17 protein-coding genes are annotated in these 18,318 nt (G+C 63.7%); 4 read left to right on the forward strand and 13 right to left on the reverse strand.

From position 1 onward, the window contains the following. Nucleotides 1-25 precede the first annotated feature (25 nt). Nucleotides 26-1,285, forward strand: coding sequence for a M20 family metallo-hydrolase (locus LFT47_RS09765; protein ID WP_236817736.1), 1,260 nt, complete (start codon nt 26-28; stop codon nt 1,283-1,285). 271 nt (nt 1,286-1,556) lie between these two features. On the opposite strand, the gene LFT47_RS09770 is transcribed toward LFT47_RS09765, so the two are convergent. The 9 genes from LFT47_RS09770 to LFT47_RS09810 all read right to left on the reverse strand — a co-directional run bounded on the left by LFT47_RS09770 (nt 1,557) and on the right by LFT47_RS09810 (nt 11,537). Further along, nucleotides 1,557-2,594: a DUF4862 family protein gene (locus tag LFT47_RS09770; RefSeq protein ID WP_236817738.1), complete on the reverse strand. Its 1,038-nt coding sequence runs from the start codon at nt 2,592-2,594 to the stop codon at nt 1,557-1,559. Between the two features lie 22 nt (nt 2,595-2,616). Further along, on the reverse strand, nt 2,617-3,567 hold the full coding sequence (locus tag LFT47_RS09775; protein WP_236817740.1) for a sugar kinase: 951 nt from the start codon (nt 3,565-3,567) through the stop codon (nt 2,617-2,619). Beyond that, entirely contained in the window at nt 3,564-4,250 is a 687-nt protein-coding gene (locus tag LFT47_RS09780; RefSeq protein WP_236817742.1) for a bifunctional 4-hydroxy-2-oxoglutarate aldolase/2-dehydro-3-deoxy-phosphogluconate aldolase, read from the reverse strand. Before LFT47_RS09780 ends, LFT47_RS09775 begins: the two co-directional genes overlap by 4 nt. Nucleotides 4,251-4,326: 76 nt before the next feature. Next, nucleotides 4,327-5,721, reverse strand: a complete 1,395-nt coding sequence (locus LFT47_RS09785) for an MFS transporter (protein WP_236817744.1) — start codon at nt 5,719-5,721, stop codon at nt 4,327-4,329. Between the two features lie 50 nt (nt 5,722-5,771). Next, nucleotides 5,772-6,824 carry an NAD(P)-dependent alcohol dehydrogenase gene (locus tag LFT47_RS09790; RefSeq protein WP_236817746.1) on the reverse strand — a complete coding sequence of 351 codons (1,053 nt, stop codon included), beginning with the start codon at nt 6,822-6,824 and terminating at the stop codon, nt 5,772-5,774. Then, nucleotides 6,821-8,347, reverse strand: coding sequence for a mannitol dehydrogenase family protein (locus LFT47_RS09795; RefSeq protein WP_236817748.1), 1,527 nt, complete (start codon nt 8,345-8,347; stop codon nt 6,821-6,823). The genes LFT47_RS09790 and LFT47_RS09795 overlap by 4 nt, the downstream gene beginning before the upstream one ends. Before the next feature lie 3 nt (nt 8,348-8,350). Beyond that, the gene (gene manD / locus LFT47_RS09800) at nt 8,351-9,568 is read right to left on the reverse strand and encodes a D-mannonate dehydratase ManD (RefSeq protein ID WP_236817750.1); all 1,218 of its coding nucleotides are present in this window, start codon (nt 9,566-9,568) and stop codon (nt 8,351-8,353) included. Further along, nucleotides 9,565-10,545 (reverse strand): 2-hydroxyacid dehydrogenase, encoded by a 981-nt coding sequence (locus LFT47_RS09805; RefSeq protein ID WP_236817752.1) that lies wholly within the window; start codon nt 10,543-10,545, stop codon nt 9,565-9,567. The genes manD and LFT47_RS09805 overlap by 4 nt, the downstream gene beginning before the upstream one ends. 2 nt (nt 10,546-10,547) lie before the next feature. After that, nucleotides 10,548-11,537, reverse strand: coding sequence for a LacI family DNA-binding transcriptional regulator (locus tag LFT47_RS09810; protein WP_236817754.1), 990 nt, complete (start codon nt 11,535-11,537; stop codon nt 10,548-10,550). Nucleotides 11,538-11,618: 81 nt separating this feature from the next. On the opposite strand from LFT47_RS09810, the gene LFT47_RS09815 reads away from it, so the two are divergent. From LFT47_RS09815 to LFT47_RS21430, 3 genes are all read left to right on the forward strand, one after another. After that, on the forward strand, nt 11,619-11,825 hold the full coding sequence (locus tag LFT47_RS09815) for a hypothetical protein (RefSeq protein WP_236817756.1): 207 nt from the start codon (nt 11,619-11,621) through the stop codon (nt 11,823-11,825). 1,058 nt (nt 11,826-12,883) lie between these two features. Beyond that, nucleotides 12,884-13,099, forward strand: coding sequence for a hypothetical protein (locus LFT47_RS09820; RefSeq protein ID WP_236817763.1), 216 nt, complete (start codon nt 12,884-12,886; stop codon nt 13,097-13,099). 776 nt (nt 13,100-13,875) lie between these two features. Next, nucleotides 13,876-14,025, forward strand: coding sequence for a DUF1016 N-terminal domain-containing protein (locus tag LFT47_RS21430; RefSeq protein ID WP_336885434.1), 150 nt, complete (start codon nt 13,876-13,878; stop codon nt 14,023-14,025). A 381-nt stretch (nt 14,026-14,406) separates the two neighbouring features. Here the strand turns inward: LFT47_RS21430 and LFT47_RS09830 are convergent, their stop codons facing one another. The 4 genes from LFT47_RS09830 to LFT47_RS09845 form a co-directional block, all read right to left on the reverse strand. Continuing rightward, a complete protein-coding gene (locus tag LFT47_RS09830; RefSeq protein ID WP_236817765.1) occupies nt 14,407-14,553 on the reverse strand; it encodes a hypothetical protein in 147 nt (48 codons plus the stop codon). 98 nt (nt 14,554-14,651) lie between these two features. Beyond that, nucleotides 14,652-16,586 carry an ATP-dependent nuclease gene (locus LFT47_RS09835; protein ID WP_236817767.1) on the reverse strand — a complete coding sequence of 645 codons (1,935 nt, stop codon included), beginning with the start codon at nt 16,584-16,586 and terminating at the stop codon, nt 14,652-14,654. Between the two features lie 252 nt (nt 16,587-16,838). Continuing rightward, the gene (locus tag LFT47_RS09840) at nt 16,839-17,561 is read right to left on the reverse strand and encodes a hypothetical protein (protein WP_236817769.1); all 723 of its coding nucleotides are present in this window, start codon (nt 17,559-17,561) and stop codon (nt 16,839-16,841) included. Next, nucleotides 17,551-18,231 (reverse strand): helix-turn-helix domain-containing protein, encoded by a 681-nt coding sequence (locus LFT47_RS09845; protein ID WP_236817771.1) that lies wholly within the window; start codon nt 18,229-18,231, stop codon nt 17,551-17,553. The genes LFT47_RS09840 and LFT47_RS09845 overlap by 11 nt, the downstream gene beginning before the upstream one ends. Between the last annotated feature and the right edge of the window lie 87 nt (nt 18,232-18,318).

Raw genomic sequence — 18,318 nt, forward strand, 5'->3', positions numbered from 1 at the left:
TCCAACACAGTTCATAGGGGAACCAATGACGTCCACCACCAGCTTTACCGCCCAGGACACCGCATTTGTCCGGGACTTCCAGACCATGAGCGCGTTCGGGGCCACCGCGAACGGCGGCGTGGACCGGCAGGCCGCCAGCCATCCCGACGGCGAACAGCGCCACTGGCTCACCGGCTTGCTGGAAGCCCGCGGCCTCACCGTCCGCTTCGACCGCGTCGGCAACCAGTGGGGTCTCTATGAGGCCGTGCCCGGAGCTCCCTATGTTGTGGTTGGCTCGCACATGGATTCCCAGCCGACTGCGGGACGTTACGACGGCGCATACGGTGTCCTGGCCGCCGCGCACGCCGCATTCCGGCTGGTTGAGCGGTGGAACGCGCCCGGAGCTGAGGCACCGAAGTTCAACATCGCCGTCGTGAACTGGTTCAACGAGGAAGGCAGCCGCTTCAAGCCCTCCATGATGGGGTCTTCCGTTTACACCGGAAAGCTCCCGCTGGACACGGCGCTGGCCACCACCGATGCCGCCGGGATTTCCGTGCAGGACGCCCTGGACGACATCGCTTGCCGCGGTTCATTCGACGGACCCGAGCCGGCATACTGCGCGGAAATCCATATCGAACAGGGTCGAAGCATGGAACGGGAAGGCATCACGATCGGCCTGGTGTCGTCCAACTGGGCAGCCAACAAGTACGAATTCGTGGTCCACGGCGAGCAGGCACACACGGGCTCCACAATCATCGCGGACCGCAGGGACGCCCTGCTGGGAGCCTCGATGCTGGTGGTTGCCGCCCGGGAGATCGCCAACCGCTTCCCCGGAGTGCTGCACACCTCGGTGGGACAGCTGAACGTCTACCCGAATTCGCCCGTTGTGGTGCCATCCCGCGTCAACTTGCTGCTGGACCTGCGCAGTGCCGACGAAGCCGTGCTCGCCCAAGCCGATGCCCTGCTGCACGAGCGCATCGCGGAAATCGAGACGCTGGCCAATGTTTCCGTGGAACAGCACCATTCGCACTCGTGGCCGGTCACTCCTTACCAGCCCGAGGGCGTGGAACTCGCCGCAAAAGTTGCCGCCGACCTGAGGCTGTCCAACAAGAAAGTCATGACCCTGGCCGGGCACGACTCCACCAACATGAAGGACATCGTTCCCACCGTGATGCTCTTTGTTCCCAGCGTGGACGGCATTTCCCACAACGAGCACGAATACACCAAGGACGAGGACATCGTCGCCGGCCTGGCGATGCTCACCGAGGTGGTCAATCGGCTCTGCAACGGAGCGCTGGAGGTTTAGGGCCCACACCGGGCGCACCGAGTTCTCCCCTCCAGAGGTCCTCTGCGGTGACCATCCGCGAAAAGTGGGGGGAGCTCGTCCCGCACCGCTGGGAAGAGGGTTTCGCGCCGAGCGCCTGGACCTGACGACCGCGGAGAACTCGGAGTTCCTGGGCACACGGGTGGCGAAGCGCAGTGCTGTGCCGGAGTCTCTGTAATGGTGGAAAAGGGGTGTATGGGCTTCCCGCTTGACCTTGAACAGGGCCGGACTCAGGCGTTTTCTGTCAGCAGGGTCAGGCTGGGAGGTTCCGGGAAGGCTGCTGCGCGACCGCTAGCGTCTGGGCAATGGCCATGACGCGCTGTTCCACGCTGGCATTGGGCGGCGCTGCCACCTTGATCGCCCGGAACCCTGTTTCGGACAGGGGGCCGGCAGCCCGCAGGCACTCTTCTATCCGCCCAATGGTCAGTAGCGAGCCAGGCTCAAGGAGTCCATCTGAACGGATGGTCGGGTCGGAAGCCCCGGACCGGGCTGATTCTGGCGGGGCGGGCGGTACGTGGACATCAGCCCAGGCAGGACCATACCTTGTGTCAATGCTGGAGCACCCGGAAAGTACTACCCCGCCCAGAAGTCCACGTTCACGAAGGTAGGTTATGTGTTCGTGCCCGGCCTCTGGTCGCCGCTGCTCGATGACCGACCGCCCCCAGTTGATCACCATGCCGAAAGGATGACCTGTGGCGTCACCTGCCCGCTGGACAGCCTCTGCCTCCGCTTCAAGGGTAAGGAAGCCTTTGGCGGGGGCCTGGTCTGGTATTAGGGCGTCGCAGTGTTCCAGTACGAGGCGGGCGCCGGCCGTGTCCCGGCCAGCCAGTTCGGTCAGCGAGGCTTCAAGCGCCGCAGCCGACGCGGCATCTCTGGCGGCTACCGGGGCAGCATGCAGCTCGAGGGCGACGACGGCGGGCCTCCCCAACTGCCGGTTCAGGCGCTTCACCGACTCCAGCGCATCCTGGACAAAATCCAGTGCCGACCTCCGGCCGGAGGCGGACGTTGAAGCGAGGCCGAAGCTCTGGTCGGCCTGCACCCTGGCCATGGTCCCGGGGATCGTCGTCACAACGAAGCACGCATCTTCGGGGAGCTGTCGCAGGAACCAGGCTTCATCCTCTTTATGCAGCTTTCCCGAGAAGGGAATTTCCAGGCCGGCCACATCGTCCAAGGCAAACACGGAAGCCAGGAATTTTCCTTCAGCAACGGGATCCCATCCCGTGAGGCTTGGTGCGGCGGCATAAGCGCCAATGAAGTAGGGAGTTCTTTCCGGGCTTGTCAAAGGCACCATGGTCTCCATGGGTTTGTGGCCGTTAGCGGCTGACGGGCTCGCGTGTCTGCAGCATCGGCAGCTCGTGTCGGCGGGGGAGGCCTTCCCAGTCACCAGGAACGAGGCAAGCAAATGCGCCTGTTGTCGTGGCGGTAATGAGCCTGTCCTGTGGTTCCCGAGCTGCCACGAGTTCAGCCAGGTATCCGGCGACGAATGCGTCGCCGGCGCCAACTGTGTCCACGGTGTCGACGGCTACTGCCGCTTGGCGGAATATTGTGCCGTCGATGAGGGCCAGCGAGCCATCCGCGCCGAGCTTAATGACGGCCTGGCTTGGACCGAGCGCAGAGATGCGCCGGGCGAGCTCCTCCGGGTCGCCCGCGCCGACCGCGATCGCGGCTTCATCGTCGCCCGCGAACACGATGTCGGCGAGCGGGATGATGTCCCGGTAGACACTTCGTGCAGCTTCCGGTGACCACAGGTTTCCGCGGTAATTCAGGTCAAAGGAGACGGTCACGCCGTGGGCACGCGCTGCGTTCACCGCATACCTGAGGGTTGATTCCGCCTGCGTGGAAAGCGCGGGTGTGATACCGGTGACGTGCAGCAAGGCAGCTCCGGACACCAGTTGTTCGTTGATGTCCTCCGGCGTGATCCTGGATCCGGCGCTGCCGGACCGGTAGTAGCTGACGCGTTGGGTGGCGGGCGTCCGGCGTTCCTTGATCATTAGCCCGGTAGGGGCGAAAGGGTCGACGGCGGCCCGGACGTCAACGCCTTCGGCTCGGATCTCCCGCTCCACCAAGGCGCCCAATGAGTCAGCTCCCACGCGTCCGCACCAGACAGCCTGTACGCCGAGCCGTTGGAGCCCGATGGCGACGTTGGATTCCGAGCCGCCGATGCCCAGGCTCAGAGTGGATGCGTGGGCGAGTGGCCCCACCTGGTCAGTGCGCATCAGCGCCATGGTTTCGCCGAAGGTGAGAACGTATGGGGCGTCGTTCATCGGGCGGCTCCGAGCTCGGCTGCTGTCTGGTCCACCAGGTCGCGGACGCGCCGGGCCCGGGCTGTAAGTTCCTGGAGGTCGCCGCCTTTGAAGGCATCACCCAGCAGTGGGCCGCCCAGGCTGACCGCAAGTGCTCCTGCCCGGATCCAGGCGGGGACGTCGTCGATGTCCACGCCGCCGGAAGGGATGACCTGGATGTCTGGGAAGGGTCCGCGCAGCTGTGAGACATAGCCGGCACCCACGGTGGAGGCGGGGAACACCTTGACAGCTGTGGCGCCCAGTTTCCATCCGGCGTGGAGTTCGGTGGGGGTAAGGCCGCCCGGGTAGACGGCCACGCCGCGACGGACGCAGGCGGAAATAATGTCCGGAGTGGTGACGGGAGTCACGATGTAGGCGGCGCCGAGGTCCAGGGCGGTTTCTGCTTCGGCGGCCGTGGTGATGGTTCCGACGCCGACTTCCAAGGCGTCGCCGAACCTTTCTTGAAGGCGAGGAAGTTCGTCCCATACACCTGGCGTGCTCAAGGTCAGTTCGATGCTCCGTACCCCGCCCAGCTGGAGGGCTTCGATGATCGGGGCGTACTCGGAAGCATGGCTGGCACGGAGGACGGCCACAACCCGGGTTGCGCTAAGGATGGCTGATGGGGCCGGGCGGAGAAGAGTGCCCTGGTCATCGAGGCGCTGCATTGAATTTCCTTCTGGTCAGGTGTGCGATGGTGACGTTCCCGACGGCGGCGCGTGCCGCCGTCGGGTGTCAAGGGTTCTATTTGGCGTGCTGGGCTGCCGTCGCGTCGGCGCCCGCACCGGCCGCTGCCGTGATCATTTCGCTGTGGTGCCGGGCGTCTTCGGGGTCGGTGAGGTCGCGGTTGAGCGTTTCCGGCGTGAGCCGGGTCGCGATGAAGCTGACCACCATGGTCAGCGACATGTAGATGGCGACCGGGATCCAGGAGTTGCTGAAGAGCCCCAGCAGCCCGGCGCAGATCATTGGTGCGACACCGCCGCCGATGATCGAGGAGAATTCGCGACCCAGGGTGACGCCGGCGTAGCGGTAGCGGCTGCCGAAGATTTCGGGGAAGTAGCTCATGTGGACGCCGACGACGCCCTGGCAGGCCAGCATGAAGCCAACGATAATCACCAGGACAATGGCCACGGGGGACCCGGTGGTGAGGAGCATGAAGGCCGGTGCCGGAAAGAGGATCAGTGCCCCGGTGATGAGCGAGACGACGCGGCGGCGGCCGATCTTGTCCGACAGGATTCCGAAGGAGACGGCCGCGACCCCGCCGCACAGTGCACCAATGAGGAGGACCGGGGGGATGAACTTGGGGTCGGTTCCGACGACGGTGATCAGGTAGGAGGCCATGAACACCTGGATGGTGTAGGACTGGGTGCTGACGCCGAAGTTCATGAGGATGACCCGCAGGACGTTGGCCTTGCCGTTGTTGGCAACTTCCTTCAGCGGGGCCGGGGGGACGGTGCGGGCCTGCTTGATTTCTTCGAAGACGGGGGACTCGTCGAGCTTGCGCCGGATGACCAGCGCAGCAATCGTCACGAAGATGCTGGACAGGAACACCAGCCGCCAGCCCCAGGTCAGCATGTCGTTCGGGGCGAGGGATTGGGCCGCGATCCACACGAGAGCGCCGAGGGCGGTCCCGGCAGCGGCGCCGACCATGATGAGTGAGGCGATCTTCCCGCGGGTGCCAGGCGCGGCGGATTCGGTGAGCAGCGTGGCGCCGCCGGACTGCTCGGCGCCGGCGCCGAAGCCTTGGGCTGCGCGGCAGACGCAGAGCAGGACGGGGGCGACGATGCCGATCTGGCCAAAGGTCGGCAGGAGCCCGATAGCCAGCGTGGCGCCGCCCATGAGCAGCAGGGTGACCACCAGAACCCACTTGCGGCCGAGCCGGTCGCCGAAATGGGAGAAGAAGATCCCGCCGAGGGGACGGAACAGGAACCCTACGGCGAAGGTGGTGAAGCTGGCGATGAGGGCCGCCGCGGGGGAGACGTTAGGGAAGAACAGTTTGCTGAAGACCAGGGCGGAGGCGGTGCCGTAGATGACGAAGTCATACAGTTCGAGGGTTGTGCCGATGAGGCCGGCGACGGCGGCCTTCCGGACCTTGCTTTGGTCAACGTTCCCCGGGGGAACGTGCGCTGCTGTGGTCATTTCCATACTCCTTTGAATGGATGCCTGCTGTGTTTTTTGTTTGTGGTGAATCAGTAGGTGATGAGGACTTTGAGGTTGGTCGGGTCGACCACCGGTGCCGTGAGGGCGGCGGCGGCGTCTTCGAGTGGGTAGGTGCTGGTGATGATGGACTGCAGGTCCACCACGCCGGAGGCGGCGAGGTCGATCGCCGTCGGGAACGCGTTGGCGTACCGGAACGCGGTGACGAGGTCGATCTCGTAGCGCTGGAGGAATCCGAGCGGAATCCCGTCCACGGTGGGTTTGGCCTGGCCGACGACGGTGGCGCGGGTTGCCGGTGCCAGGGTCTGGATGCCGTCGGCGAGGGCACGCGCGTTCCCGGAGCATTCGATCAGCCGATCCATGCCTGCAAGATCCAGGGGTGTGGTGGCGGTGTTGATGGTGCGGGTGGCGCTGAATTTTGTGGCGACGGCGAGGCGGTCGTCGTTCACGTCCGTCACTACGATTTCGGCGGCGCCTCGGGATGCCGCGACACGGGCGACGAGCAGTCCGATGGGTCCGGCGCCGGTGATCAGGACCCGGTGGCCTTTGCGGACCTGCGCCCGTTCGACGGCCCAGACGGCGACGGCGAGCGGTTCGATCGCGGCGCCGATTTCGGCCGGGATGGTGTCCGGCAAGGGGTGGACGGCGGCTTCGGGGACCACCACGTGGCGCGCGAAAAGCCCATCGGTCGGGGGAGATCCGAAGCAGGTTCCGGTGGGGCAGAGGTTGTAGCGTCCGGACAGGCAGGTGGCGCATTCCCGGCAGGGCAGTGCGGGTTCAATGACGACGGCGGTGCCGGGGGCCACTTTCGCGTTGGGTCCCGCAGCGATGACCACGCCGGCGCCTTCGTGTCCCAGGACCGTGGGCTGGCGCAGCACGTTGGTGCCGTTTCGTCCCTCGGCGAAGTAGTGCATGTCCGAGCCGCAGATTCCGCCGGAGCGCATTTCGACCAGGAGGTCATCCGGGCCTAGGGGTGTCAGTACCTTGTGCTCGATGCGCAGATCGCGGGCGCCGTGCAGCACGGCGGCCTGGGTGCCGGTGGGAAGCGCAGGCGTGTTCGTTTCGTGGATCGCTTGGGTGGTCATGGTGTGCTCCGTGTGGGTTGGAGGGCCGGGGCTGAAGCGAGGGAAACGGGTGTTCCGGCTTCTGTGATGGCGGCCATTGGTCCCGCTGTGTGAATAATGTCGATGAACTCGCCGGTGCGCAGGATGAAGGCGTCGCGTTCGGCAAGTTCCTCGCCAAGGAGGTGGTGGTCGCCGATGACCTTGCGGGCGAGGTCGTGCCCGGAGCGGGATCCTGCTGCGAGGCCTGCCAGCAGTGCGCGTGCCGGGTCCTCCATGGCGTGGGCCTGTGGTCCGGGATCGAAGCCTGGCAGCGGGGCAATGCATGCGAGATACGCGGCGGTGGTGAGGGCCAGGAGCTGGGGCATTCCGCCGTCGTCGAGCAGCCGCAGTGCAGGCAGCGGGATTCGCTGGCGGAGTTTGACGGATCCGTCGGATCCCACCTGGCTGGTGCGGTGACCGAGGGCAGTGTTGCGCCAGCGGGTGAAGAGCTCTTCCTCGTAGGCGTCCACGTCGACATCGCGCGGCACCGAAACGGTGGGCAGGTACTCGTGGCGGAGCACGGAGCGGGCAGCCAGTTCGATGGAAGGGTGCGAAATGGATTCGGGGATGGTGACGGCGCCGGTCAGGGCCCCGAGGTAGGCGATGAGGGAGTGCGTGCCGTTCAGGAGCCGGACCTTCAGTTGCTCGTACGCGGCCACCTCGTCGGAAAACACTGCTCCGCCGTCCTCCCAGGTGGGGCGACCGGAAATGAAGTTGTCCTCGATGATCCACATGCTGAACGGTTCAGCGGGGACCGGGATCCGGTCGTCGTAGCCGCGGTGGGATGCGACCATCCTCCGGTAGTGGTCCGTGGTGGCCGGCACGATGCGGTCCACCATGGAGGAGGGGAAGCTGGTGCGGGCGTCGATGAAGGCAAGGGCTTCGGCGGCTTCGGCGGCCGGGAGCAGGGACGCGAATTCACGGACCAAACGCTGTGTGTGGTGGCCGTTGTCGGCCAGGTTGTCGCAGCTGAGGATGGCGACGGGTTCGCCGTGGGACCGGGACCGGTGCTGCAGGCCCCGGACAATCTGCCCGATCGGAGTCTGCGGTGAGCCGGGGTGGGCCAGATCGCGCCGGATTGCCGGGTCCTGGAGGTTGAGTGAGCCGGTGGCGGGGGTGTAGTTATAGCCGTTCTCGGTGACGGTGAGGGACACGATCCTGGTACCGGCGTCGCCGATTGCCTTTGTTACGCGGTCCGGGTCGGCGGCGGCCGTGAAGGCGTCCGTGTGTACGCGGGGAACAGTGAAAGCTGAGCCCGTGGGTGATATTTCCACCACGGTGTAGAGCATGTCCTGGGTGTGCATAGCGTCCGGGATGGTGGTGGAGCGGCTGGCGACGCCGATGATGCCCCAGTCACCGCCGTTAGCGGTGATGGCGGCGTCGGTGTAGACGGCCTGGTGTGCGCGGTGGAAGTTGCCGAGGCCCAGATGGACAATCCCCGGGGCCGGTGCTGCCGGCCGCCGCAGGATTCCAGGGATGGCCGCGGTCAGTGGCGAGGTGGCCATGGTTCACCAGTCCTTCATGGAGCCGTCGAGCTCCCGTGCGATGGGTAGGTAGGCCTGCTTGTAGGGGAACCGGGCTGCCGCTGCTTCGTCGATGTGGACGCCGAGGCCGGGTTCTTCGCCGGGGTGGAGATAGCCGTCCTCGAACCGGAAACTGGACTGGAAAACCTCCGACACCAGGGGGTCGTAGCCCATGTATTCCTGGATGGCGAAGTTGGTGGTCGCCAGGCCGAGGTGCAGCGATGCCGACAGGTTGATCGGGGAGACATCGGAGGGGCCATGGGGTGCGCCCTTGATCTGGTACACCTCGGCCAGCGCCAGGATTTTGCGGACGTGGGAGATGCCTCCGGCGTGGACGACGGCGGTTCGGATGAAGTCGATGAGGCGTTCTGTGATGAGTTGCTCACAGTCCCAGATGGTGTTGAAGACCTCGCCGATGGCCAGCGGGATGGTGGTCTGCTGGCGAAGGGTGCGCAGGAGACGCTGGTTTTCGGCCGGGGTGACGTCTTCGAGCCAGAACAGGTCTACGTCTTCGAGGGACCGGGCCAGGCGGGCGGCTTCGGTGGGGTTGAGGCGGTGGTGGACGTCGTGGAGCAGCTTCAGTTCGGGCCCGACGTGCTCGCGGACGGCGGTCAGGACTTTCGGGGCGTGGCGGAGGTAGGCGGAAGTGTCCCAGTCCTCTTCGACCGGTCCGGCGCCGCGGCCGGCGGGCTCATAGCCGGCAGCTCCCTTGGTGACACCGTAGACCTTGTCCAGGCCCGGTACACCTGACTGGGCGCGGACGGCACGGAAGCCTTGTTCGCGGCGGCGGTCAACGGAGTCGAGGAGTTCGGGGAGGTCCCAGCCGGTCGCGTGGGTGTAGGTGAGGATCTTGTCCCTGGCGGCTCCGCCGAGCAGCTGGTAGACGGGTACGTCCAGTGCCTTGCCCTTGATGTCCCAGAGGGCGAGGTCGATCGCTCCGATGGCTGCCATGGTGACGGGTCCGCGGCGCCAGTAGGCGCCCCGGTAAAAGTACTGCCAGGTGTCTTCGATGCGGTCGGGGTCCCGTCCGAGCAAGGCGGGGGCGAGGTGGTCGCGGAGGTAGCTGGCTACGGAGAGTTCCCGGCCGTTCAGGGTGGCGTCGCCCCAGCCTATGATGCCGTCGTCGGTGGTGATTTTGAGGGTGACGAAGTTGCGGCTTGGGCTGGTGACTATGACGTCGACGTCGACGATTTTTCGGGTCATCGGGAGATCACTACATTCTTCAGGGGCTGGTTCGTGGACAGTCGGGTGATGTTTTCAGCGATTTCGATTGCGCGGCCGCGGAAGGTTTCGGCGGTGACGCCGGAGGAGTGTGGGGTCATGATGATGTTGTCCAGGCGGCCGAAGGGCAGGGCTGACGGTTCCCCGCGTCCCTCCGGGCCGGGGTACTGGTACCAAACGTCGATGGCGGCGCCGGCGATCCGGCGGTCCCTCAGCGCATCGTAGAGCGCGGTTTCGTCGACGACGGGCCCGCGGGCGACGTTGACGATCTGCCCGTCGGGGCCGAGGTCGTCCAGTTCCGCCGCGCCGATCAGGGAGGTGGTTCCGGCGTCGAGCGGGATGCTGACCACCAGCACGTCGGATTCGCTGAGGGCCTCGCCCAGGCGCTCCGTGGTCCCGGTCCACCGCAGGGAGTGTTCTTCGGCGCTGACGGAGCCGCTGCGGGTGATGGCAATGCCTTCCGCGCCGAAGGCCTGCAGCAGGTTCCAGGCGGCGCTGCCGATGTGGCCGAATCCGAGGAAGGTCACCACCGCTCCGCGCAGCGTTTCTGGCTGGCGGATGTCGGAGGAGTAGACGGACGAAGACCAGACGCCGGTGCGCAGGGCGGCATCCTGGCCCAGCAGGTTGCGTCGCAGAGCCACGAGCACGGTGGCGATGTGCTCGGCGATGGAGCCCTCATGGTGGAAGGTGTTGGCGCAGACGGTCCCGGCTGGCAGCGCGTCGGCATCGATCCCGTCATAGCCGGCCCCGGCGACGTGGACCAGCCGGAGGTTCCGGGCGTCGGCGCCCATGGCAGCGGTGAACTTCGGTCCAACATAGACGTCGGCGTCTTTCAGGTCTGTCAGGACCGAGTGTTCGTTCCAACTCTCGTGCCAGGAGGTGACGGTGCCGTTCGGCAATGCCGCTTCGAAGGTGGCACGTTGCGGCATCAGGTTGGAGTCTGCGATGACGATTCTCATGGTTACTTTCCCTGGAGGGTATGGTCTGCGTTGCGGGCGGCGAAGGTTGATCCGCGCACGATGAGCTGGGAGTTGAGGTGGACCGCCTCGGTGGCGGTCGGTTTGCCGGCGATCTGTTCGAGCAGGAGTTCCAGCGCCAAGGAGCCGCTTCGGCTAATAGGTACACGGACCGAGGTCAGCCCTGGCTCGGCCGCCGCAGCGATGTCAAGATCGTCGATGCCCACAACACTGATGTCCTCAGGGCAGTGGTAACCGAGGGTCCGCGCGCCGGCGAGCACGCCGATGCCCACCAAGTCGTTGTAGGCGATGACGGCCGTGGCACCGCTCGCGACCACCGAAGCGGAGGCGGCCAGTCCGCCGTCGACCGTCGCGTTCTGGTTACCAACGGTGACCAGTTCGATGCCCCACTCATCACAAAGCCGGGTGACCGCGGCGAGGCGCTGGCTGTTGGCCCAAGAGGACGCCGGGCCGGGAACGTAGGCCAGCTTCCGGTGCCCCAACGCATAAAGGTGCTCCACCGCCTGGCGGAGTCCCTCGCCGACTTCCATCAACACCCGCGCTGCGTGCTCGGCTTCGCCGTTGATCACCACGAGCGGTGCGTTGCCGGCAAGGTTGTGGATGTCCTTGGAGGGGAGCCGGGGGGAGCACAGGATGATGCCGTCTACCCCGGATGCAAAAGCGGACAGGTGCTCACGTTCACGGGTGGATGACTCGGAGGTATCAGCCAGGACCATGCGGTGCCGACCGTGCCAGGCTTGATCCTGGATGGCCTTGATCAGGGCCGCGAAGACGGCGTTGGAGATGTCCGGGACGATGACACCGAACGTCCGGCTGCCCGAGAGCCCCGGGACGTCGTAGCCAAGTTGAACGGCCGCGTCCATGACCTTCTGTCGGGTTTCAGCGGCAAGCCGGCCCGGATCGCCAAAGGCCCGTGACGCCGTTGCGAGCGACACTCCCGCGAGTTTTGCGACGTCAGTCAGTTTTGCGGCCATCGGCCCTCCAGTTGCTTCGTTGAAACCTTGCCTCATCAGTATGGAAATACTTGTACAAGTTTGTCAAGGAGTTTCCATGACGTGCATCACGGAGTTTTGGAGATCGCGAGCCAGATCGATCTGCATGCGGCCTCGATCACGGAGTTGGAGCGTTCGTTCGCCGAAACCTTCGCCGGGGCGGGCGTGGCCCTGGACGGTGAGCTGGCCAGGGTCGCGGCGGAGGGCATGGGCGGTTATCCGTTGACGGGCTCGTGGACTTCGCCATCCCTGGACTGCGCGAATACATGACCGCCGGTCCGGCCAGGCAATAAGCCGCGCGCCCGGCAGAAGTTCGGATCTCCCTAGTCCATAAAGCTCGCATTCCCGGTGTGTTAACGCTGTCAACACCTTTGCCGTCGGTCTGGGCCGTACATCGGCCGAGCTGGCCCGTACTCGGCATGTTTTCGGGAGTTCCCTATGTTTCAAGGGTTGGAATGCGGTTCGCGTCCCACCTCGGGCACAGCATTCCCCCTCGCCAGAGGGGGTTTTTGCTATAACGTGCGTACAAAGCTTGTGATGGCGTCCCTCTGCCGCTAAGTTCGCGGGCTTTGGCCTGGCCGCCGCGGTGGCCTATTCAGGTGTGTGGGTGACGGCTTCAGGGCCCTGGCTGGTGGGCCTCCCGCCCGCTGTGGGTGGGGTAATGCGGTTCCTCGTTCCGGTTCGCTCGCGTTGGTCGTGGATGGCCAACACCCGTTCATGGTTCGGGGTTCCGGGCACAACGTGATGAAACCGGGCTTGGCGCGGAAGTCTCCTGGAGAGCTACTTCGAGTCCTACGGGGGAGTGCTGTGCCTGTGGGTTTGACCTGCCAAAGTGGGTGTGGACAGTGTCCAAACTTACGTCTGCTTTATGGAGGAGCCGATGGCGTCCGCTCTGAGCCTTCGACGTACATGCCGTCAATGCATGCGCGGGCTCGGAGCTAGATGCGGGACTACTCGGGTTTTGTTGACTGCTTGACCTAGCGAGCGGATACTCGTGAAACGATTCTGAGAGGCCAGTGGCTTGCCCGAGCAGTACTCCTACGACGCCACGCTTCGCGGCGACGCCTCCGACTGGCCGCGGGGGTCGCCGGGATCGGCGAACAGATGGCGGCGTTTTTGCTCGCGGCTGCGATGGCTTCAGCCAGCGGACTGTGCACCCGTGAGGTCTAAACCCGCCGGCTCCTAGACAAGCTATTCCGACACTCTGGAGAGCTCGGGCCCGGGTCCGTGGCCTGGACAGTTCGCCAAGAAGCCGTCGCGGTACTGGGTGATACCGGTTGCCGACGGCGGGCATCGATCGCGGTTATTCGGAGTCTTCGAGAATTATGGTGAGGTCCAGCGTACAGACGCTGAAATCCATTTCGACTTGCGCCTCGAGTAGCTTCCTCTCTCCTCTGGTTGGCCGGCTGGTAGTTGAGTGGGGCGTCAATACCCAGGCCTGGTACCGGTACGGCGAAACGGCGGCGAAACTGCCTGTTTTGGAGATCGCCGACCGGGACAAGGACGCCCTGATGACACGTAAGTTCGGCCTCAACAGGAACTGATCGAGCCAGCTATCACCACTCTGACCGCGTGCGACGATGACCGCAGAATGCCTCGACCCCCGCGGAAAACCGCTAAGGTCCGCGGACAGTCAGGACGTCATACGCCGGTGGCGGACAGTGAAATACACCGTCCCATGAGAAGAGGTCAGGAGTTCGAATCTCCTTAGCTCCACAATGAAGGCCCTCTGACCTGCGGAAACGTGGGAGTGGGGGGCCTTTTTCGCGTTTAGTTTTGAACCCACCCCACGTTTACCCCACGTTTTGGGACGAAGACGCGCGCCGGGCTGGACCGCACCGCGACACTAGATCAACACCAATTAGTGCTTGCTAAAGCACCAGGCGGAAGGCATTGCCGCAGGTCAGAGCCCTGCTGCATCGAAAACTAGGCCCGTGAGTCAAGTCAGGTGGGATGGGGTCTTTTTCACCGCGAGTTCTGAACCCACCCCACGTTTACCCCACGTTTTGGATGAAAACGCTGCCAGCGTGGAGGGTCTGGCCGTGTGTTGCGGCCGCTACCGGGCGATTCGGGGTGGGTCTCCCGAAGGCGGCGAAGAGCGAATCTATGGAGCGTAGAGGATGTCAGTCGCAAGGGACGGAAGCTGGTCGAAATGATGACAGGGATCCACGCGGTCGGCCAGAGGCTCGCACTTCTTCATGACGGACACCCGTGATCTTGCCCTCCCTGCCGGCTACCCAGAGCTCCTCGTCGAGCTCAAGAACCGGGTCCGGGAATCGCGCACCAAGGCGCTGCGAACAACAACATCCAGCTTGTCGAGTTGTATTGGTCCATTGGGCGGGCGATCCTGGAGCGCCAGGAAGTCGAGAGCAGGGGGAGCGGGGTCATTGGACGACTGGCAGAGGACCTAAGGGCGGAGTTCCCGGAGATGGAGGGACTGCCGCGCCAATCGCTCACCGTAAAGGCGTGATTACGCCCCTGGACAAATTGGGATCGAAATTCATCTCTGAAGCCTACGAAAAGTTCTGGAAGGCCGCGAGTCAGCTGACCAACGCAGATCCGAGTGCACTGGCGGCCCCGCTGTTCTCGAAAGCCCGGTGGCAAAGGAAGTTATCCCGCCGCTATGATGGCTATCTTGGGCTAGTTAAGCGAGCTTGGCATTGGACGTCGATCAGATCAAGCACGCTCTGGGCGGCTGGGAGGAAGACAGATCGCTTCCGGGCTCCACGCGCGTCAGCTGGCGCTGGCCATCGCCGACGAACAGCTAGGGTCCGGGCGGGACGTCTTTGTCGGGCGGTACCTCACCCGCACGGACTTCATCGAAGTCCTCGAGGGCCTTGCCGAACGTCGATCAGCTCCCTTTCACGAATTTATCCTCGACGTCGGCTCCGAGCACCTTGCGGCCCGGCTGGGTGGCCGCGCGGACTCCCCGTCCCGCACCGAGCATGTGATCAACGGCCGACTCGTCGGACCGCGCGACGCCACACGCCTCGTTCATTCCCTGTCCGACTTGCGTCCGAGCCCCCACCCAGGGCGGATCTGGGGTCGACGCCAACGGAACGCTGGAGGAAACGCTAACGTCGGTTGTCGCTGCTTCTATTGAAGAGGCACCCTAGACTCGTCAGTCCGGGGAGCTGGAAGCATGTTGTTGAGACGACCAAATAATTTGCCAAAGCGCAGTATGTCTTCGTCTGTTAGTTTGTCGATGAAGGTCGGGTTGCGGCTGAGGAAGCTGGCGGGGTGGTAGTGGTCGAATCTCCCGCCCAAAAGGCGCTCGATCTGGGGCATGACGCGACCTGGATTGAGGCTGTCCAAGGAGAAACTGCCGATGCCGGATTCGTCCAAGAGTTCCAAGTACCATGTGCGGTCAAAGAGGTCTTCTACGTCTGCTTCTCGGGTGTTTGTGAATTCGGTCAGTCGAATGATGGCTGAATGCTCGATGAGACCTCTGTTGATGATGTCGTCGATGCGCTGGTTTCCCTTTGCCGCGACGTCGATCATGGCGGCAATGTTGAGATTGCTGCCAGTGAACAGACTGATGAACGCGGGCATTTTCTCGATCCCGCCGGCAGGGACGACGCTCCATCGGGGGTCTAGCCCCGCCGTAGGATCATCTGTTCGCGTCTTCACGGCTTCGGACATGATGGCGAGGTACATAAGATCGCTCGGGCCTTCGACGAGCAGTTGGTGTGGGCCGATGAGAAGTGTCTGTGCCAGATCAACGCCGATTGCGGCGAGCAGTGGAAACATCGTTTCTTGTCCGGCGCGTAGAACGTCGGCGGTGATCCTTGTGCCCTCGTGCTGTCGGTCCTCCACGGTCCGGCATCGTTCGATGTGGGAGGCATCGATCATGAAGGGTGAGTGTGTGGTGTAGATGACCTGGTGGTGCGGGGCCAGTTCATCTTCGATGTATCGAAGCAGGTCGGCCTGGGCCGTTGCATGGAGGCTTAGGCCTGGCTCGTCAAGCAGGATGATCTTCGGTGTCTTGTCGCGGGCGTATTCACTGAAGGCGGCTAGGAAGGAGAAGAACCAGAGAAACCCTCGGGATCGCTGGCCGATGTCGAGGGTGACTTGGTGGCGATTGTTGAACACGCCTATCTTCAAGTAGGGATCAAAGTCGAACTGGGGCACGCTGAGGCCCTGCTGGCTCACAATGGGCTCGATCGCGGTCTTGCGCATGTCGACATCCAGAGTGATGCGAAGGTCCTGGTTCTGGCTCCAGTACTTGAAGAGTTTTCGGGTGAGGCTGTTTGCGGCTCCCTCCATGGAGGCCTTCCGCATAGTGTAGTTCTCCTCAGTGAATCGCCCGGCGTCGGCTTTGGCGACCCTGAGCAATGACAGTGCCGTGCGTTCAGAGGGAGTCAAATCCGATTCGTCGTCTAGGAGACGGTTGACGGGGATGTCATCGCCGATCGTCCCCCACTCGTCAAAATAGACAAACTTAGGGATCAGGGGCCGGAGGAAGGTTCTGACTTCCTGTTTGAAGTCCATTTCTGCTAGTTTTTCGCCGAGCGCGATGACGGCAGGCGCCTCATTTTCGCCTTGGAGCCGGTCAATAATGGCCTTCAGAGACGTTCCAGCGGCGTACTTGTTTTCATCGAGACCGGCGGCGGCCACAAAATGCTTGGCCATTGCAAGTTCATCGATTTCCACAGTCATGAACATCGTGTCGTCGTCGTAGTGACGACTGACTGTGATCGCATCACCTGTGAATGTCTTGGACCCAAATTGTCCAGCGATGGCGTCTTTGTCGTCGTCGTCCAAGGAGAAGACCGCTGTGACAGGCGACGACTTGGCGATGTTTCCATCGGCCTCATCCTCGTTGTAGTCCCCGCGAGGATAGTCCCTGAGCGCGTCGAACCCGCGGGCGTAGCCGGAAGCGACCGGGTTGACTCGGTACAGGGCCTGGAGTGCCGCTGTCTTTCCGGATTCATTCTTCCCCACCAATGCGGTTACATCGGGTTCAAGGTCGAATTTTCCGGAATCATCGACGCTCTTGAACCTCTTAATATGAACAGATGTAAGCCTCATTGGTGCCCCCGCCTAGGTTGAACGACGAAAGTAAGTCTTGCATACCGGACCGACCTGCCGGAGGCAAGAAACGGGACCGGCTCCGGCGCGAATGGCGAAAAGCAACGCCAGGTGACGCCGTTGTCGAATTGGGTAGGTTGTGTCCAGCATCGTCTTCGACACCAACAATGGCACGTCCTCGAGCCGGAAGCGGCTGTTCGAAGAAATCTATCGACAAGTCGAAAGTGATCGACCGCCGATGCAGGTTGGGTGTTAGCTCAGCGAGATCCGAAGCCGCTCCACGCCCGGCGCCCCCTCCGGCACGAGCTCCAAGAGTTGCGGGCCATTGGCCAAATGGCCGAGCATATTGGCCAGGTGGTCGCGTTCTGCGGGCTGGTACCTGACGCCCCGAAGGTCCCCGGCACCAACGACAGCCGCGAGTGTAAGAAAGTCGGTGATGTGTCGTTCCCGGTTCGGGTCGTCCAAGATTTTCAAGGCGGCGGCCTTGCCTATCAGGCAACCGAGCAGCGTGGGTCTATTGACGCTTCCCGCCGCGGTCCCGGCGATGACGTCCACGGTTTCTCCCCGGTCAAGGGCTTGCTGGCTTGCCGGGCCTGCAATGGTGGTGCCGCCGGTGACCCCTCGGCGGCTGTTTGCCCGTTCCCCCAGATGCCGGGGGATGAGGACATCCACAATGGCCTCGCCGCGCAGCCAGCGATGCTGGTGCCCTTCGAGTGATTCGCCGGCCGATTCGAAACCGAGGCTCACGAGCAATGCAGTGAAGTCATGAAGCATCCTCGGGTACGCGCGGATGTCCAGAGCCATGTCGGCGTCTTTGGTGGGCCGGACAAGCGGGGCGCTGCGCTCAATCGCGTGGAGATAAACGGCCTGGCCGCCGACAAGGACCCATCCGTGGGACATGGCCTTGTGGATCTCGAAGACAGCATTCCAGGCTTCCTGCTGTTCGATGAGCATTGCGGGCAGTTCAATCGGCACGGATGCTCCTGATGATGTCGAGGGCGGCATTGCGTTCACGGACACCTGGCCGTTCGGCCAGATCGGCGGCCACCAACAGGCGAGGGAGTTCCTCGGGTACATCGTCGGCGATGTGGAGGACGATGTTGGCCCGTTGGCCGATGGCCGCATTTACGAGGAACCAGTCCCGGACGAGACCGTTGAAGTCCTTGCGGCTCACGTATGCCTCGAGCTCGGATCCGGATAGCAGCCCGGAATCCGGATGGGAGACTCCGGAAAGCCGGAGGCGCGGGTCCTCGCGCAGTTCTGAAAGGTCTGCGGGGTTGGAGTAGAACTCCTGCTTCTCGGCGCGCTTGGCCAGCAACGCGTTGAGGAGAGTCAACGGGTCCGGTGATTCCTGCAACCGCTGCAATCGTTGGTTTAGTCGGTGCCTTTCGACTGGTGACAGGTCGGGATCATCTGCCTTGTGAACCGCGTGATTGCGTGCGTGCTTGAGAAGCTGCCAGGCGCTGCGCTCGGATAAGGGCCGCCCCGAGGGTCCACCGGCCCTGTATTTGGCAGCGTCTGCTTCATCGATGATCCATTGTCCGCCGACCATCTGGGCAGGGATGCGGCCTGACCTCACGAGAAGGCGTGCCCGGCTTTCGTTGACGTGGAGGCGTTTCGCCAGTTCTGGAACACTCAAGGCCATTACGTAATTATATCGGAGTCGATACGAATATGTAACCCGGGTTAGTTGAACCGCAAGGCCGGTGGCTTTAGTTCCAGGAAGCGTTGA

This window comes from Arthrobacter sp. FW306-2-2C-D06B, from assembly GCF_021789175.1.
GTDB lineage: Bacteria > Actinomycetota > Actinomycetes > Actinomycetales > Micrococcaceae > Arthrobacter.

Excerpts from the sequence above, each read along its gene's own strand:
- LFT47_RS09835 (WP_236817767.1), bottom strand. The coding sequence starts at position 16,586 with ATGAGGCTTACATCTGTTCATATTAAGAGGTTCAAGAGCGTCGATGAT.
- LFT47_RS09795 (WP_236817748.1), bottom strand. The coding sequence starts at position 8,347 with ATGGCCACCTCGCCACTGACCGCGGCCATCCCTGGAATCCTGCGGCGG.
- LFT47_RS09770 (WP_236817738.1), bottom strand. The coding sequence starts at position 2,594 with ATGGTGCCTTTGACAAGCCCGGAAAGAACTCCCTACTTCATTGGCGCT.
- LFT47_RS09765 (WP_236817736.1), top strand. The coding sequence starts at position 26 with ATGACGTCCACCACCAGCTTTACCGCCCAGGACACCGCATTTGTCCGG.
- LFT47_RS09845 (WP_236817771.1), bottom strand. The coding sequence starts at position 18,231 with ATGGCCTTGAGTGTTCCAGAACTGGCGAAACGCCTCCACGTCAACGAA.
- LFT47_RS09790 (WP_236817746.1), bottom strand. The coding sequence starts at position 6,824 with ATGACCACCCAAGCGATCCACGAAACGAACACGCCTGCGCTTCCCACC.
- LFT47_RS09780 (WP_236817742.1), bottom strand. The coding sequence starts at position 4,250 with ATGCAGCGCCTCGATGACCAGGGCACTCTTCTCCGCCCGGCCCCATCA.
- LFT47_RS09775 (WP_236817740.1), bottom strand. The coding sequence starts at position 3,567 with ATGAACGACGCCCCATACGTTCTCACCTTCGGCGAAACCATGGCGCTG.
- LFT47_RS09805 (WP_236817752.1), bottom strand. The coding sequence starts at position 10,545 with ATGAGAATCGTCATCGCAGACTCCAACCTGATGCCGCAACGTGCCACC.
- LFT47_RS09785 (WP_236817744.1), bottom strand. The coding sequence starts at position 5,721 with ATGACCACAGCAGCGCACGTTCCCCCGGGGAACGTTGACCAAAGCAAG.
- LFT47_RS09830 (WP_236817765.1), bottom strand. The coding sequence starts at position 14,553 with ATGAACGAGGCGTGTGGCGTCGCGCGGTCCGACGAGTCGGCCGTTGAT.
- LFT47_RS09810 (WP_236817754.1), bottom strand. The coding sequence starts at position 11,537 with ATGGCCGCAAAACTGACTGACGTCGCAAAACTCGCGGGAGTGTCGCTC.
- manD (WP_236817750.1), bottom strand. The coding sequence starts at position 9,568 with ATGACCCGAAAAATCGTCGACGTCGACGTCATAGTCACCAGCCCAAGC.